The organism is Enterobacter cloacae complex sp. IR5418 (assembly GCF_049238105.1).
GTDB lineage: Bacteria > Pseudomonadota > Gammaproteobacteria > Enterobacterales > Enterobacteriaceae > Enterobacter > Enterobacter hormaechei.
Window position 1 is genome coordinate 145,244 of sequence record NZ_JBMKHS010000009.1, and the last position, 16,052, is coordinate 161,295.

General features: G+C 53.6%; 12 protein-coding genes and 5 tRNA genes. 16 read left to right on the forward strand and 1 reads right to left on the reverse strand.

Translation table 11 applies throughout. The annotated features are described in order from the left end of the window. The first annotated feature begins 81 nt into the window (after window positions 1-81). From lpfB to dppF, 11 genes are all read left to right on the forward strand, one after another. Window positions 82-780, forward strand: coding sequence for a long polar fimbrial biogenesis chaperone LpfB (gene lpfB / locus ACOTX7_RS09970; protein WP_221813415.1), 699 nt, complete (start codon window positions 82-84; stop codon window positions 778-780). Window positions 781-802: 22 nt separating this feature from the next. Continuing rightward, complete coding sequence (lpfC, locus tag ACOTX7_RS09975) at window positions 803-3,331, forward strand: outer membrane usher protein LpfC (protein WP_006812323.1); 2,529 nt, start codon at window positions 803-805, stop codon at window positions 3,329-3,331. Between the two features lie 17 nt (window positions 3,332-3,348). Next, on the forward strand, window positions 3,349-4,416 hold the full coding sequence (gene lpfD, locus ACOTX7_RS09980) for a long polar fimbrial protein LpfD (RefSeq protein WP_047355030.1): 1,068 nt from the start codon (window positions 3,349-3,351) through the stop codon (window positions 4,414-4,416). Window positions 4,417-4,421: 5 nt separating this feature from the next. Next, window positions 4,422-4,949, forward strand: coding sequence for a long polar fimbrial protein LpfE (lpfE, locus tag ACOTX7_RS09985; RefSeq protein ID WP_221813417.1), 528 nt, complete (start codon window positions 4,422-4,424; stop codon window positions 4,947-4,949). 253 nt (window positions 4,950-5,202) lie between these two features. Continuing rightward, on the forward strand, window positions 5,203-6,897 hold the full coding sequence (gene eptB, locus ACOTX7_RS09990; RefSeq protein ID WP_221256767.1) for a kdo(2)-lipid A phosphoethanolamine 7''-transferase: 1,695 nt from the start codon (window positions 5,203-5,205) through the stop codon (window positions 6,895-6,897). A gap of 91 nt (window positions 6,898-6,988) precedes the next feature. Then, a tRNA-Pro gene (locus ACOTX7_RS09995) sits at window positions 6,989-7,065 on the forward strand. A 621-nt stretch (window positions 7,066-7,686) separates the two neighbouring features. Continuing rightward, window positions 7,687-9,294, forward strand: coding sequence for a dipeptide ABC transporter periplasmic-binding protein DppA (gene dppA, locus ACOTX7_RS10000; protein WP_006177809.1), 1,608 nt, complete (start codon window positions 7,687-7,689; stop codon window positions 9,292-9,294). Between the two features lie 177 nt (window positions 9,295-9,471). After that, window positions 9,472-10,491, forward strand: coding sequence for a dipeptide ABC transporter permease DppB (gene dppB / locus ACOTX7_RS10005; protein ID WP_006810536.1), 1,020 nt, complete (start codon window positions 9,472-9,474; stop codon window positions 10,489-10,491). A 9-nt stretch (window positions 10,492-10,500) separates the two neighbouring features. Continuing rightward, a complete protein-coding gene (gene dppC / locus ACOTX7_RS10010; protein ID WP_006810535.1) occupies window positions 10,501-11,403 on the forward strand; it encodes a dipeptide ABC transporter permease DppC in 903 nt (300 codons plus the stop codon). A gap of 10 nt (window positions 11,404-11,413) precedes the next feature. Beyond that, the gene (gene dppD / locus ACOTX7_RS10015; RefSeq protein ID WP_221256768.1) at window positions 11,414-12,397 is read left to right on the forward strand and encodes a dipeptide ABC transporter ATP-binding protein; all 984 of its coding nucleotides are present in this window, start codon (window positions 11,414-11,416) and stop codon (window positions 12,395-12,397) included. Then, a complete protein-coding gene (gene dppF / locus ACOTX7_RS10020; protein ID WP_221256769.1) occupies window positions 12,394-13,407 on the forward strand; it encodes a dipeptide ABC transporter ATP-binding subunit DppF in 1,014 nt (337 codons plus the stop codon). The genes dppD and dppF overlap by 4 nt, the downstream gene beginning before the upstream one ends. A gap of 41 nt (window positions 13,408-13,448) precedes the next feature. On the opposite strand, the gene coaA is transcribed toward dppF, so the two are convergent. After that, window positions 13,449-14,399, reverse strand: coding sequence for a type I pantothenate kinase (coaA, locus tag ACOTX7_RS10025; protein ID WP_032673708.1), 951 nt, complete (start codon window positions 14,397-14,399; stop codon window positions 13,449-13,451). 317 nt (window positions 14,400-14,716) lie between these two features. Between coaA and ACOTX7_RS10030 the strand changes: the two genes are divergently transcribed. From ACOTX7_RS10030 to ACOTX7_RS10050, 5 genes are all read left to right on the forward strand, one after another. After that, window positions 14,717-14,792, forward strand: a tRNA-Thr gene (locus tag ACOTX7_RS10030). An 8-nt stretch (window positions 14,793-14,800) separates the two neighbouring features. Beyond that, window positions 14,801-14,885: transfer RNA gene (locus ACOTX7_RS10035), tRNA-Tyr, on the forward strand. Between the two features lie 116 nt (window positions 14,886-15,001). Further along, a tRNA-Gly gene (locus ACOTX7_RS10040) sits at window positions 15,002-15,076 on the forward strand. Between the two features lie 6 nt (window positions 15,077-15,082). Further along, window positions 15,083-15,158, forward strand: a tRNA-Thr gene (locus ACOTX7_RS10045). A gap of 118 nt (window positions 15,159-15,276) precedes the next feature. Next, the coding region (locus tag ACOTX7_RS10050) for an elongation factor Tu (RefSeq protein ID WP_421626074.1) at window positions 15,277-16,052 on the forward strand (776 nt) is incomplete at its 3' end.

Here is a 16,052-nt window from a genome sequence, read left to right on the forward strand (position 1 = left end):
AATTGTCATTAGTACAGACAATCACAATGGCAACGGAAACCCCGTTGCCATTTTTTCCAGCGGAGACTCAGGGAGAGAATCATGAACCGCTCACGTTTGATATCTTGCGCAGCACTGGCGCTGGCGCTGATTGCTCAAAACAGTTTTGCAGGCGGCGTGGCATTAAGCAGCACACGCGTTATTTATGACGGCAGCAGAAAGAAAGCTTCTCTGACGGTCAACAATAAAAGCACCACGGACGAATTTCTTATCCAGTCCTGGATTGATGATGCTAACGGTAATAAAAAAACGCCATTTATCATCACCCCACCGTTATTTAAATTAAATCCGACGAAAAATAACGTCTTACGTATTGTGAATACGTCTAATGCGTTACCGCAGGATCGTGAATCTGTTTACTGGGTTAACGTGAAAGCGATTCCTGCCAAAAGTGAAAACGCAGAGGATAAAAACGTGCTGCAAATTGCCGTGCGTACCCGCTTAAAACTGTTCTATCGCCCGGCGGGCCTGAAAGGCAATAGCATGGACGGCTGGAGCAAACTGAAGTTTACAAGCGCAGGGGCTAACCAGATCAAAGTGGAAAACCCATCCGCCTTTAACCTGACGTTTAATAAATTTTACGCCAACGGTCGCAATATTGAAAAAACGGGAATGGTTCCGGCAAAAGGCTCTTTGAATATCGAACTGCCAGCCGGCACCGGTAAGGTAAGCGAAGTTAAATACAACATTATTAATGACTTCGGTACCGCTGGCGACATGCTTACACAGCGCGTTAATTAACACGTTTTAAAGGTTTATTACTATGCCATGGACGCATCTTCCTCTGGTCAATAAGACCCCGCGTTTCCCGCTGTCTGCGCTTGCGCTGATGATTGCGGGTACGCTCCCCGTATATGCAGGAAAATTTAATCCGCGCTTTCTGGAGGATGTGCCGGGTATTGAGCAGCACGTTGACCTTTCAATGTATGAATCCAGTAAAGCCGAACAGCTACCGGGTAAATACCGCGTGTCGGTGGTGGTCAACGATAAAAAAATGGAGTCTCGCACCCTGGAGTTTAAGGCCGCGACAGAGGCGCAGCGCACAAAAATGGGTGAGTCCCTCGTGCCGTGCTTGAGTCGTGTGCAGCTTGAGGATATGGGCGTGCGTATTGAGAGCTTTCCGGCGCTGAAAATGGCGCCGCCGGAAGCCTGCGTTGCTTTTGACGACATTATTCCTCAGGCTGCCAGCCATTTCGATTTTGCGGACCAGACATTGATCATGAGTTTCCCACAGGCCGCGATGAGACAGACCGCGCGCGGTACGGTGCCAGAATCGCAGTGGGACGAAGGGGTGAACGCCCTGCTGGTGGATTATAACTTCACCGGTAGCAATGCCAGCTATGACGCACATGACAGCGATTCCAGCTATAGCAGCGACAGCTACTACCTGAACCTGCGCAGCGGCGTGAACCTGGGGGCGTGGCGGTTACGTAACTACAGTACCTGGACGCGAAACGATGGCGATAACCGATGGGATAACATCGGCACCTCGTTAAGCCGTGCCATTGTGCCGTTGAAATCACAGTTGACGCTGGGGGACACCTCAACGTCCGGTGATATTTTTGACAGCATTCAGATGCGCGGCGCACAGCTAACCTCCGACGAAGAGATGCTGCCTGACAGCCAGCGCGGGTTTGCGCCGGTGATCCGCGGTATTGCCAAAAGTAGCGCCGAAGTGACCGTTGAGCAGAACAACTACGTTATTTACCGCACGTTTGTTCAGCCGGGTGCGTTTGAAATTAATGACCTGTACCCCACCTCAAACAGCGGCGACCTGACGGTTACCATCAAAGAGGCGGACGGCAGCGAGCAGAAGTTCGTTCAACCGTTCTCCGCGGTGGCGATCCTCCAGCGTGAAGGCCATCTGAAGTACAGCCTCTCCGCAGGGGAATACCGTGCCGGGAACTATGACAGCGCCGAGCCGAAGTTCTGGCAGCTGGATGCCATGTACGGTCTGCCGTACGGCTTTACCGTTTACGGCGGGTCGATCTTTTCCGACGACTATTACTCGCTGGCGGGTGGCTTAGGTAAAAACTTCGGTTACATCGGTGCGGTCTCCATCGACGTGACTCAGGCGAAAAGCAATCTGGCAAATGACGAAAAGTCGGAAGGTCAGTCTTACCGCTTCCTCTACTCCAAGAGCTTCAACAGCGGTACCGATTTCCGTCTGCTGGGTTACAAATATTCGACCAGCGGCTACTACACCTTCCAGGAAGCGACGGATGTACGCAGCGATGCGGACAGCTCGTATAGCCAGTACCACAAGCGTAGCCAGATTCAGGGCAACGTGACGCAGCAACTGGGTACCTGGGGCTCGGTCTATTTTAACGTCACGCAGCAGGACTACTGGAATGATGAAGGTAAACAACGCTCGCTGAACGCTGGCTACAACGGCCGTATTGGGCGCGTGAACTACAGCATCGCCTACACCTGGACGAAAAGCCCGGAGTGGGATGAGAGCGATCGTCTGCTGTCATTCTCCATGTCGATTCCGCTGGGACGTATGTGGAGTAACTACCATCTCACCACCGATCAGCATGGCCGTACCAACCAGCAACTGGGCGTCAGCGGTGCCGCGCTGGAAGACCGCAACCTGAACTATAGCGTGCAGGAAGGCTACGGCAGCAACGGCGAGGGTAACAGCGGCAGCGTGAACCTGGATTACCAGGGCGGCGTCGGGAATGCCAGCCTGGGTTACAACTACAACCGCGACGGCCAGCAGGTGAACTACGGTCTGCGCGGCGGCGTGATTGCCCACAGTGAAGGCATTACGCTTTCTCAACCGCTGGGCGAGTCAATGGCCATTATCTCTGCGCCGGGCGCGCGCGGTGCGCACGTCATCAACAACGGCGGCGTGGAAGTGGACTGGATGGGTAACGCGGTGGTGCCGTACCTCACACCGTACCGTGAAACGGAAGTCTCACTGCGAAGCGACAGCCTGAACAATCAGGTTGATCTGGACACCGCCTCCGTCAATGTGGTGCCAACGCGCGGTGCCATCGTCCGGGCACGCTTCGACACCCGCGTGGGCTATCGCGTGCTAATGACCCTGACGCAGGCCAATGGCAAAGCGGTGCCGTTTGGTGCGACCGCCACGTTGCTGGATACCAAAAAAGAGTCCAGCAGTATCGTGGGTGAAGACGGACAGCTTTATATCAGCGGGATGCCGGAGAAAGGTGCACTTCAGGTTAACTGGGGTAAAGACCAGGCACAGCAATGTCGCGTGGCGTTTACGCTGCCGGAACAACAGGAGAATACCGGCGTGGTGATGGCGAATGCCGTCTGCCGGTAACAGGGAAGGATACGAGTATGTTGAAAAAAATAATGATGTTTGCGGGCCTGCTGGGCGGAACTGCGCTGGTTTCAGGACAGGCGCTGGCGGCAGCGGATTGGGGACCGTGTACCCCAGACACTCCCCACACTTATTCAGCAGTGCTGGAGAAAACCATCACCGATACGTCAAAGAATGCTTCAGGGACGGTATTCCGCGACTTTTGGTCATGGGATTTAGGTGGGTCGTATAAAGCGACATGTGAATGCCCGCCTGGCAAGGCTCCCACCACCGTCCTGTTCAAGGCTAGCTCACCTCTCCCCGTAGGTCACAGCGAAGGAGAAAGGGAATACTATATTATCAATGATAATATCCAGATTTCTGCCGATGTCTGGATAGAAGGTAACGTGGAGAAATACTTCTCAGTACCATTTGAGAATATCGATAATCTGACTATGAGCCGAGTGGGTTGCGATGTGGATGGGAAGGATGGAGGCTGGGGGACCGGAAGTAGAGGAAAGCTCTCCCTTTATATTAATCATCCTTTCGTTGGTGAGATGACTATACCCAGTACAAGGCTATTGGATATTTTTGGAACCACTACAGCGGGAGTCTACAGTGCGGTTCCATTGACTAGCGTATTTTTTAGTGGCCATATAATTGTGCCTCAGGGATGCGAACTCTCCAGCGGTAGCACGCTGGAAATCCCCTTTGGCGAATTTAAGGCCAGTGATTTTAAAGATCGCAAAGGGCAAATTGCAAAGAACGGCAAGAAATTAACCAAAGAGCTACAGTTTAAATGCACCAATATTGCCGATGGCGTTAAGATCTTCCTGCGTATTGAGGGAATGCCAAACGCCAATGATTCGAATGCCATTGACATGGGCAATCCGGATATCGGCGCTGTCATTGAGGGCGCGAACGGTAAGATTTTGGTGCCAAATGACACCAGTGTTAATCAGGAACTGAGCGTATCTGCGCTGGATGATGATACGCACCGCACCGCCTCGACGACCATTTCGGCTTACCCTATTAGCACCACCGGCAAATTGCCGGCCGCCGGGGAGTTCGAAGGGATCGCCACCATGCGTATCGATGTGGAGTAAGCCGGATGAATACCCTTAATAGGTTTTTGCCAGCGTGTTTGCTGCTTACCACCTCAGCGATGGCGGCACCGACGAATATCGGTTCCGCAGGCGATATTCACTTTTCTATTATCATTAAGGCGGCCACCTGTGAGCTGGAAAGGGACAGTATTGACGTCGATATGGATACCGTGGTGCTTCAGCGCCCGATAAAAGTGGGTAAGGAGTTGAATCAGAAAAGCTTTAGTATCGGCTTAAAAGACTGCGCGTATGCCACGAAGGCCTACGTCAAGATGGACGGTACGCCAGATGTGACTAACTCCTCACTCTTTGCGCTGGACAGCGGGGGGGCGACGGGCGTGGCGTTAAAAATCAAAACGTCGGGCGGGGTGCAGCAGTCCCCCTCCAGTACCGATTCTACACCCGTGGAGCATGTCGTCTGGTTTGATGGTACGAACAAGCTGAATTACATCGCCAGCTATGTGCCTGTTAAACCGGATGCCACCGTGGGCGCGGCAAATGCGACAGTGAATTTTAGCGTCGAATATGAGTAATCCAGGAGGGCCGGTTCGCTGGCCCTTTGCCCATTTTGCGGGGTTGCATCAGCGCGCTGCTTCTCCAGACGCTGATTTTTTGTAAAAATCTTCATCGATCACACTCTCTGCTGCCACTTTTCTTCCCCACTGTGGTCTACTTATCGCGCTTGTAGACGTTTCTGATAACGGTTTCTCTCGCACCTACTTACTCTGTCAGCTTTCTCAACGAGATTCGGCGGGTCTTTATACCCCTTCCCCCAGGGTTGTTTGCATGAAATATATTAGATCTCTTACCCAGCAAAGATTGTGTCTGATGCTGGCTGTCTATATCGGTTTGTTTCTGAATGGCGCGGTGCTGTTCAGAAGAGTGGAAGGTTATTTTGAACACCTCACCGTAAGAAACGGGATTTTCGCCGCGATTGAAGTGTTTGGCTCAATTCTGGCCACTTTCTTCCTGTTACGCCTGCTTTCTCTCTTTGGCCGTCGCACATGGCAAATTCTGGCCTCGCTGGTGGTGATTATCTCCGCCGCCGCCAGCTATTACATGACGTTCATGAACGTGGTCATTGGCTACGGTATTGTTGCTTCGGTGATGACCACGGACATCGACCTCTCGAAAGAGGTGGTGGGACAAGGGTTTATCATGTGGACGATTTTGACCTGCCTGGTTCCGCTCTTCTTTATCTGGAGTAATACCTGCCGCTATACCCTGTTACGCCAGCTGCGCACTCGTGGGCAGCGCATTCGCAACGTCGCCGTCGTTCTCCTGGCGGGTCTGCTGGTGTGGGCGCCGATTCGCCTGATGGAAAAACAGCAAAAACGTATCGAAAAAGCGACGGGTGTGGATATGCCAAGCTACGGCGGCGTGGTGGCTAACTCGTATCTGCCGTCTAACTGGCTGTCCGCGTTAGGGCTGTATGCCTGGGCACAGGCGGACGAGTCCAGCGATGTAAAATCGCTGATTAACCCGACCAAAAAGTTCACCTACCAGGCTCCGGCGGATGGGCTGGATGATACTTACGTGGTCTTTGTTATCGGCGAAACGACGCGCTGGGATCATATGGGGCTTCTCGGTTATGACCGCGATACCACCCCAAAACTGGCGCAGGAAAAAAATCTGGTGGCTTACCGCGGCTACTCCTGCGATACCGCCACGAAGCTCTCGTTGCGCTGTATGTTTGTGCGTGAGGGCGGTGCGAGTGATAACCCACAACGCACGCTAAAAGAGCAAAACGTGTTTGCTGTTCTGAAGCAGCTTGGATTTAGCTCCGATCTGTTCGCCATGCAAAGTGAGATGTGGTTCTACACCAACACCATGGCGGATAACATCGCCTATCGTGAGCAGATTGGCGCCGAGCCGCGTAACCGCGGAAAGAACGTTGATGACATGCTGCTGCTCTCTGAGATGGAACAGTCGCTGAAAAACCATCCGAAGGGTAAGCACCTTATTGTTCTGCATACCAAAGGGTCACACTACAGCTACTATCAGCGTTATACGCGCGATTTCGCCAAATGGACGCCTGAGTGTGTCGGCATTAACAAGAACTGTAGCAAGCAGGAGCTGATCAATGCCTATGATAACTCGATTCTGTATGTGGATACCTTCCTCAGCCGGGTGATCGACCAGCTTCGCGATAAGAAAGCGATTGTGATCTACGCGGCCGATCACGGCGAGTCCATCAACGAGAAAGAGCATCTGCACGGCACGCCGCGTAAGCTGGCCCCGCCGGAGCAGTTCCGCGTGCCGATGATCATGTGGATGTCGGATAAGTACCTTGAAAACCCGGGCAAAGCCAAAATGTTTGCCCATCTGAAGCAGCAGGCAGAGATCAAGGTTCCGCGCCGTCACGTTGAGCTGTATGACACCATTATGGGCTGTCTCGGCTATACCTCACCGAACGGTGGCATTAACGAAAATAACAACTGGTGTAAACTCCCTGATAACACCACAAAAGCCGCGCAATAGCTGGTCTGGCGAGAATATCGCCAGTTGAATGGCTTTTTGAAAATAAGGGATTGACGGGGGCGCACCTCAGCAGTAAGATGCGCTCCGCATTCGGCGAGTAGCGCAGCTTGGTAGCGCAACTGGTTTGGGACCAGTGGGTCGGAGGTTCGAATCCTCTCTCGCCGACCACATTCTGAAAAGGGCTAACCGCAAGGTTAGCCCTTTTTGCATTAACGCGTTACCCCGCACGAGTCCTCAAAATACCCCTTAGCCCTGCTTCCCCCTGCCTGCTTGCGGTTTTGTGACATAATCCATTGTATTTTTTTATATATAGTTTGATCTTTTTTCGCGTTGCTTATGGATAACCTCAGCATTTTTCGCTGTGCGTTTTAACGTTCGCGGTATTTAGTGCTCAGATAATCACCATTCTGTAAGAAAGTTTACCCATTCTGAATAAAACTTAATCACTGAGTGTTGCGAAATATGAAGATAATTGTGCTGCATCATGGCGAGTAGCATAAATTTCTCTGCTGAAAACTTACTGTCAGGGTTTTTTTAATCTTTGTTTGCGGTTTCTCACACTCCACGTAAATCCCCGCCACCTGTATTGACGTTTTCACATTCTGTTGACAGATTGTAGGGCACGAGGGGCATTTCAGGGAGGATCTGCGCTGCAACTCAAACGCTCTTCTGAAAGGATTCTCTATCCCTTTTAACGCCTTCGGGCATCACCGACCGGACCGGGTAAAAAATAAATAAAGGTCAGGCGGCGTAACACAACAAAGCAAAACATCACATTGGAGCACAATAATGAGTATTTCCTTGAAGAAGTCAGGGATGCTGAAGCTTGGTCTGAGCCTGGTGGCCATGACCGTCGCAGCAAGCGTACAGGCAAAAACCCTGGTTTACTGTTCTGAAGGCTCTCCGGAAGGCTTTAACCCACAGCTCTTTACCTCTGGTACGACTTACGATGCAAGCTCTGTACCGATCTATAACCGTCTGGTTGAATTTAAAACCGGCACCACGGAAGTGATTCCTGGCCTGGCTGAGAAGTGGGACGTCAGCGAAGACGGTAAAACCTATACTTTCCACCTGCGCCAGGGCGTGAAGTGGCAGGACAGCAAAGAATTTAAACCTACGCGCGACTTTAATGCCGACGACGTCGTGTTCTCCTTCGACCGTCAGAAAAATGCCCAGAACCCGTACCATAAAGTGTCTGGCGGCAGCTATGAATACTTCGAAGGGATGGGTCTGCCAGACCTGATCGCTGAAGTGAAAAAAGTGGACGATAAAACCGTTCAGTTCGTGCTGACGCGTCCGGAAGCGCCATTCCTGGCTGACCTGGCGATGGACTTTGCCTCTATTCTCTCGAAAGAGTACGCGGACAACATGCTGAAAGCCGGCACGCCGGAAAAAGTGGACCTGAACCCAATCGGTACCGGCCCGTTCCAGCTGCTTCAGTACCAGAAAGATTCCCGTATTCTGTATAAAGCCTTCCCGGGCTACTGGGGCACCAAGCCGCAGATTGACCGCCTGGTCTTCTCCATCACGCCTGACGCCTCCGTGCGTTACGCAAAATTGCAGAAAAACGAATGTCAGGTGATGCCGTATCCAAACCCGGCTGACATCGCGCGCATGAAGCAGGACAAAAATATCAACCTGCTGGAGCAGGCGGGCCTGAACGTGGGTTATCTCTCCTTCAACACTGAGAAGAAACCGTTCGATGACGTGAAAGTGCGTCAGGCGCTGACCTACGCGGTGAACAAAGAAGCGATCATCAAAGCCGTTTACCAGGGCGCAGGCGTTGCGGCCAAGAACCTGATCCCACCAACCATGTGGGGCTATAACGACGACATCAAGGACTACACCTACGATCCTGAGAAAGCGAAAGCGCTGCTGAAAGAAGCCGGTCAGGATAAAGGCTTCACCGTTGAGCTGTGGGCGATGCCGGTACAGCGTCCTTACAACCCGAACGCACGTCGTATGGCGGAAATGGTTCAGGCTGACTGGGCGAAGATTGGCGTACAGGCCAAGATTGTGACCTACGAGTGGGGCGAGTACCTGAAGCGCGCCAAAGCGGGTGAACACCAGGCTGTCATGATGGGCTGGACCGGCGACAACGGGGATCCGGACAACTTCTTCGCAACCCTGTTCAGCTGTGCGGCAGCGAAAGACGGTTCCAACTACTCTCGCTGGTGCTACAAACCGTTTGAAGACCTGATCCAGCCGGCGCGTGCGACCGACGATCACAACAAACGTATCGAACTGTACAAGCAAGCGCAGGTAGTTATGCACGATCAGGCTCCGGCATTGATTGTTGCTCACTCCACCGTGTACGAGCCAGTGCGTAAAGAAGTGAAGGGCTACGTGGTTGATCCACTGGGCAAACACCACTTCGAAAACGTGTCTGTTGAATAATTAAAAGCAACGCCAGGCGGCGCTGCGCTTGCACTGGCCTACGGTATGTAGGCCGGGTAAGCGTCGCGCCACCCGGCAGCAGTGCTTTATTCCCACTCTGAAAGGGGAGGGAATAAGATTTGTGAGCAATACAGACGTCACGCTACAAGGCGTGCGTCATCAGAGAGAATCCGGGTTATGTTGCAGTTCATCCTCCGACGTCTGGGACTGGTTATCCCGACGTTTATCGGTATCACCCTTCTCACTTTTGCCTTCGTCCATATGATCCCGGGTGACCCGGTGATGATTATGGCGGGCGAGCGTGGTATCTCCCCTGAACGTCATGCGCAACTGCTGGCTGAACTCGGCCTTGATAAGCCGATGTGGCAGCAGTACCTCCACTATATCTGGGGCGTGTTACACGGCGATTTAGGGATTTCATTGAAAAGCCGTCTTCCGGTGTGGGACGAGTTTGTACCGCGTTTTAAAGCGACGCTGGAACTCGGTATCTGCGCCATGATCTTCGCGACTGCGGTGGGTATTCCCGTTGGCGTACTGGCTGCCGTTAAGCGTGGCTCTATTTTCGACCACACCGCCGTTGGCCTGGCACTGACCGGCTACTCCATGCCTATCTTCTGGTGGGGCATGATGCTGATCATGCTGGTCTCGGTGCAATGGAACCTGACGCCGGTTTCCGGTCGCGTCAGCGATATGGTCTTCCTTGACGACACCAACCCGTTAACCGGCTTTATGCTGATTGATACGGCGATCTGGGGCGAAGAGGGTAACTTCATTGATGCGGTTGCGCACATGATCCTGCCTGCAATGGTGCTGGGCACCATCCCTCTGGCGGTGATCGTGCGTATGACCCGTTCTTCCATGCTGGAAGTGCTGGGCGAAGATTATATTCGTACTGCCCGGGCCAAAGGCCTGACCCGTATGCGCGTCATCATCATTCATGCCCTGCGTAACGCCATGCTGCCGGTGGTGACCGTTATCGGTTTGCAGGTAGGTACGCTGCTGGCGGGGGCGATCCTGACCGAAACCATCTTCTCCTGGCCGGGGCTTGGACGCTGGCTGATTGATGCGCTGCAACGCCGTGACTATCCGGTGGTGCAGGGTGGTGTACTGCTGGTCGCGACGATGATTATCCTCGTCAACCTGCTGGTCGATTTGCTGTACGGCGTGGTGAACCCGCGTATTCGTCATAAGAAGTAAGGGGCCATCATGTCACAAGTTACTCAAAATAAAGTGGTTACCGCACCGGTGCCAATGACGCCGATGCAGGAGTTCTGGCACTACTTCAAGCGCAACAAAGGCGCGGTCGTCGGGCTGGTGTATGTTTCCATCATGATCCTGATTGCGGTGTTTGCGAACGTTCTCGCGCCGTATAACCCGGCGGATCAGTTCCGCGATGCGCTGCTGGCACCTCCTGCATGGCAGGATGGCGGAAGCCTGACGCATCTGCTGGGCACCGATGACGTGGGCCGCGATGTGCTGTCGCGCCTGATGTATGGCGCACGCCTGTCGCTGCTGGTTGGCTGCCTCGTTGTCGTTCTGTCGCTGATCATGGGGATCGTACTCGGCCTCGTGGCGGGCTACTTCGGCGGCATCGTTGATAACATCATCATGCGCGTTGTCGACATTATGCTGGCATTGCCAAGCCTGCTGCTGGCACTGGTGCTGGTGGCGATCTTTGGCCCGTCGATTGGTAACGCCGCGCTTGCGCTGACGTTTGTTGCGCTACCGCACTACGTGCGTCTGACTCGTGCGGCGGTGCTGGTGGAAGTTAACCGCGATTACGTTACCGCCTCGCGCGTGGCGGGTGCCGGTGCGATGCGTCAGATGTTTATCAATATCTTCCCAAACTGCCTTGCGCCGCTGATTGTTCAGGCGTCGCTCGGTTTCTCTAACGCCATTCTCGATATGGCCGCTCTTGGCTTCCTTGGCATGGGTGCGCAGCCGCCAACACCGGAGTGGGGCACCATGCTCTCCGACGTGTTGCAGTTCGCACAAAGCGCCTGGTGGGTCGTCACCTTCCCGGGTCTGGCGATTCTGCTGACGGTGCTGGCATTTAACCTGATGGGTGATGGTCTGCGTGATGCACTTGATCCCAAACTGAAGCAGTAAGAGGCACGAGATGGCGTTATTAAATGTAGATAAATTATCCGTGCACTTCGGTGACGTTGGCACTGAGTTTCGCGCCGTGGACCGCATTAGCTACAGCGTAAATCAGGGTGAAGTGGTCGGGATTGTAGGCGAGTCTGGCTCCGGTAAGTCAGTGAGTTCGCTGGCGATTATGGGGCTGATTGACTACCCGGGCCGCGTGATGGCGGAAAATCTGGAGTTTAACGGCCAGGATCTGAAGCGCATTTCCGAAAAACAGCGCCGCCAGCTGGTGGGCGCGGAAGTGGCGATGATCTTCCAGGACCCTATGACCAGCCTGAACCCGTGCTACACCGTCGGTTTCCAGATTATGGAAGCCATTAAGGTGCATCAGGGCGGTAACAAGAAAACCCGTCGCCAGCGTGCTATCGATCTGCTGACGCAGGTGGGTATTCCCGATCCGGCGTCGCGTCTGGAAGTTTACCCGCATCAGCTTTCCGGCGGGATGAGCCAGCGCGTGATGATCGCCATGGCGATTGCCTGTCGACCAAAACTGCTGATTGCGGATGAACCAACAACCGCGCTGGACGTGACCATCCAGGCGCAAATCATCGAGCTGCTGCTGGAATTGCAGCAGAAAGAGAATATGGCGCTGGTGCTGATTACGCATGACCTGGCGCTGGTGGCGGAAGCGGCACACAAAATCATTGTGATGTACGCGGGCCAGGTGGTGGAAACCGGAAGCTCGCACGATATCTTCCGTGCACCGCGTCATCCATATACGCAGGCGTTGCTGCGTGCACTGCCGGAGTTTGCTCAGGACAAAGCGCGTCTGGCATCACTGCCGGGCGTGGTTCCGGGTAAATACGACCGTCCGCAGGGCTGTCTGCTCAATCCGCGCTGTCCGTATGCCACGGATAAGTGCCGCGCAGAAGAGCCAGAGCTGAACCAGCTTGCTGACGGTCGTCAGTCTAAATGCCACTACCCACTCGATGATGCCGGGAGGCCAACACTATGAGTACGCACCAGGCCACCACGCAACAACCGCTGTTGCAGGCTATCGACCTGAAAAAACATTACCCGGTGAAGAAGGGGATCTTTGCCCCTGAGCGCCTGGTGAAAGCACTGGACGGCGTCTCCTTCAGCCTTGAACGCGGTAAAACGCTGGCAGTCGTCGGGGAGTCGGGCTGTGGAAAATCCACGCTGGGCCGTCTGCTGACGATGATTGAAACGCCAACCGGCGGCGAGCTTTACTATCAGGGCCAGGATCTGCTCAAGCACGATCCGCAGGCGCAGAAACTGCGTCGTCAGAAAATCCAGATCGTGTTTCAGAATCCGTACGGCTCTCTGAATCCGCGGAAGAAAGTCGGACAAATTCTGGAAGAGCCGCTGCTGATTAACAGTAATCTGAGCAAAGAGCAGCGTCGTGAAAAAGCGCTGGCGATGATGGCGAAGGTGGGGCTTAAAACCGAGCATTACGATCGCTACCCGCATATGTTCTCTGGCGGTCAGCGTCAGCGTATTGCCATCGCCCGTGGGCTGATGCTTGACCCGGACGTGGTGATTGCCGATGAGCCGGTCTCAGCGCTCGATGTGTCCGTTCGCGCGCAGGTGCTCAACCTGATGATGGATTTACAGCAGGATCTTGGGCTGTCGTACGTTTTCATCTCCCACGATCTGTCCGTGGTCGAGCACATTGCCGATGAGGTGATGGTGATGTATCTGGGACGCTGCGTGGAGAAGGGGACGAAAGATCAGATCTTTACTAACCCGCGTCATCCGTATACGCAGGCGCTGCTGTCTGCGACGCCGCGGCTTAACCCGGATGACCGTCGTGAGCGCATTAAGCTGACCGGCGAGTTGCCAAGCCCGCTTAACCCGCCGCCGGGATGTGCGTTCAACGCCCGCTGCCGTCGGCGCTTCGGCCCGTGTACGCAGTTGCAGCCACAGCTGAAGGATTATAATGGACAGCTGGTGGCCTGCTTCGCAGTCGATCAGGATGAAAACGGCGAAAAGCCGCATGCATAAAGAAAAAACCGGCGATAAGCCGGTTTTTTTACGTCTGAGGTCTACTTCCGTAAACGAATCTGGTCGACGGCGTGTTTCTCACTCTTGGTGAGGATCAGGCTTGCGCGTTCGCGCGTCGGCAGGATGTTCTCTTTGAGGTTGACGTAGTTGATCTCATTCCACAGCCCGGTCGCCACGTTAATAGCCTCTTCTTCAGAGAGCTGGGCGTAGTTGTGGAAGTAGGAATCCGGGTCGGTGAACGCGCCTTCGCGGAACTTCAGGAAGCGGTTGATATACCAGCGTTGCAGCAGATCTTCCGGCGCATCGACATAAATTGAGAAATCGACAAAGTCAGAGACAAACACATGATGCGGGTCGTGAGGGTAATCCATCCCGCTTTGCAGGACGTTTAACCCTTCCAGAATCAGGATGTCGGGCTGCACAACCGTTTTGTCGCCATCCGGGATGCGGTCGTAGATCAGATGCGAGTAGACCGGCGCGGTAACGTGCGGCACGCCTGATTTTAAATCAGAGACAAACTTTACCAGGCGGTGCATATCATAAGAGAGCGGGAAGCCCTTCTTTTTCATCAGGCCGCGTTCTTTTAACACCTCGTTGGGATGCAGGAAGCCGTCGGTGGTGATCAACTCCACGCTGCGGTGTTCCGGCCAGCGGCTCAGCAGCGCCTGTAGTACGCGCGCGGTGGTGCTTTTACCCACTGCCACGCTACCCGCAATACTAATGATATAAGGAATACGTTGACCGTTCGTGCCGAGGAACTGTTCCAGTACGGCCTGACGACGCAAATTGGAGCTGATATAGAAGTTAAGCAAGCGAGAGAGGGGGAGATAGATTTCTGCCACCTCTTCCAGGGAGAGATCTTCGTTTATCCCTTTTAGCCTTGCGATTTCACCTTCCGTCAGTGTCATAGGGACGGAGTCACGCAGGGCTGCCCACTGGCTACGGTTAAACTGAAGATAGGGCGTCATTAACGTTTGCTCTTTTTTGCTCATAAGCATGCTTCTGTGAACCATCACGAAACGGCGGGTGCGGGCTCATCACATAGTTAATTTTGGACAATGGGCAGGAGGTTAACACCAGATGAGAGGAATAATAAGAAAAAATATGGGAAAGCGATGCTTAACCGGGCAGGCATCACCTGGGGCTATAGCGTGCCGAAATCAGGCGTTCATGTTGAATTTTTAATCGCGAGCGGATGAATTTACAGCGGTTAGCCCTGGTTTCGAATAAAATGTGAGCGAAAGAACGTTTTATGCAATTTTTTAGTTGCATGACTGCGCAGGTCTCCATAGAATGCGCGCTACTTGATGCCGACTTAGCTCAGTAGGTAGAGCAACTGACTTGTAATCAGTAGGTCACCAGTTCGATTCCGGTAGTCGGCACCATCAAGTCCGGTGGGGTTCCCGAGCGGCCAAAGGGAGCAGACTGTAAATCTGCCGTCACAGACTTCGAAGGTTCGAATCCTTCCCCCACCACCACTTTCTGGCAGCGTCAACGCCGCCGGAGCTGGTTGGAAAAATTGACCAGCTCGAACAGAAAAGAGAGAAATCTCTTTTTTTGTTGCAGAAAGAACTGGGTAGCCGAGTTTCAGGATGCGGGCATCGTATAATGGCTATTACCTCAGCCTTCCAAGCTGATGATGCGGGTTCGATTCCCGCTGCCCGCTCCAATACGTGCTGATATGGCTCAGTTGGTAGAGCGCACCCTTGGTAAGGGTGAGGTCCCCAGTTCGACTCTGGGTATCAGCACCACTTCACTTCTCCCTCCCTTTCTCTCTGTTTCAATGTAAATGTATTCAACAGTTCAGGCATTTTCGCCTGGTTGATGTGGTGATATCACCGATTTATCCGTGTCTTAGAGGGACAATCGATGTCTAAAGAAAAGTTTGAACGTACAAAACCGCACGTTAACGTCGGTACTATCGGCCACGTTGACCATGGTAAAACAACGCTGACCGCTGCAATCACTACCGTACTGGCTAAAACCTACGGCGGTGCTGCTCGTGCTTTCGACCAGATCGATAACGCACCAGAAGAAAAAGCTCGTGGTATCACCATCAACACCTCTCACGTTGAGTATGACACCCCGACTCGCCACTACGCACACGTAGACTGCCCAGGCCACGCCGACTATGTTAAAAACATGATCACCGGTGCTGCGCAGATGGACGGCGCGATCCTGGTTGTTGCTGCGACTGACGGCCCAATGCCTCAGACCCGTGAGCACATCCTGCTGGGTCGTCAGGTAGGCGTTCCTTACATCATCGTGTTCCTGAACAAATGCGACATGGTTGATGACGAAGAGCTGCTGGAACTGGTAGAGATGGAAGTTCGTGAACTGCTGTCTCAGTACGATTTCCCAGGCGACGACACCCCAATCGTTCGTGGTTCCGCGCTGAAAGCGCTGGAAGGCGACGCAGAGTGGGAAGCGAAAATCATCGAACTGGCTGGCTTCCTGGATTCTTACATCCCAGAACCAGAGCGTGCGATTGACAAGCCATTCCTGCTGCCAATCGAAGACGTATTCTCCATCTCCGGTCGTGGTACCGTTGTTACCGGTCGTGTAGAGCGCGGTATCATCAAAGTGGGTGAAGAAGTTGAAATCGTTGGTATCAAAGAGACTGCGAAGTCTACCTGTACTGGCGT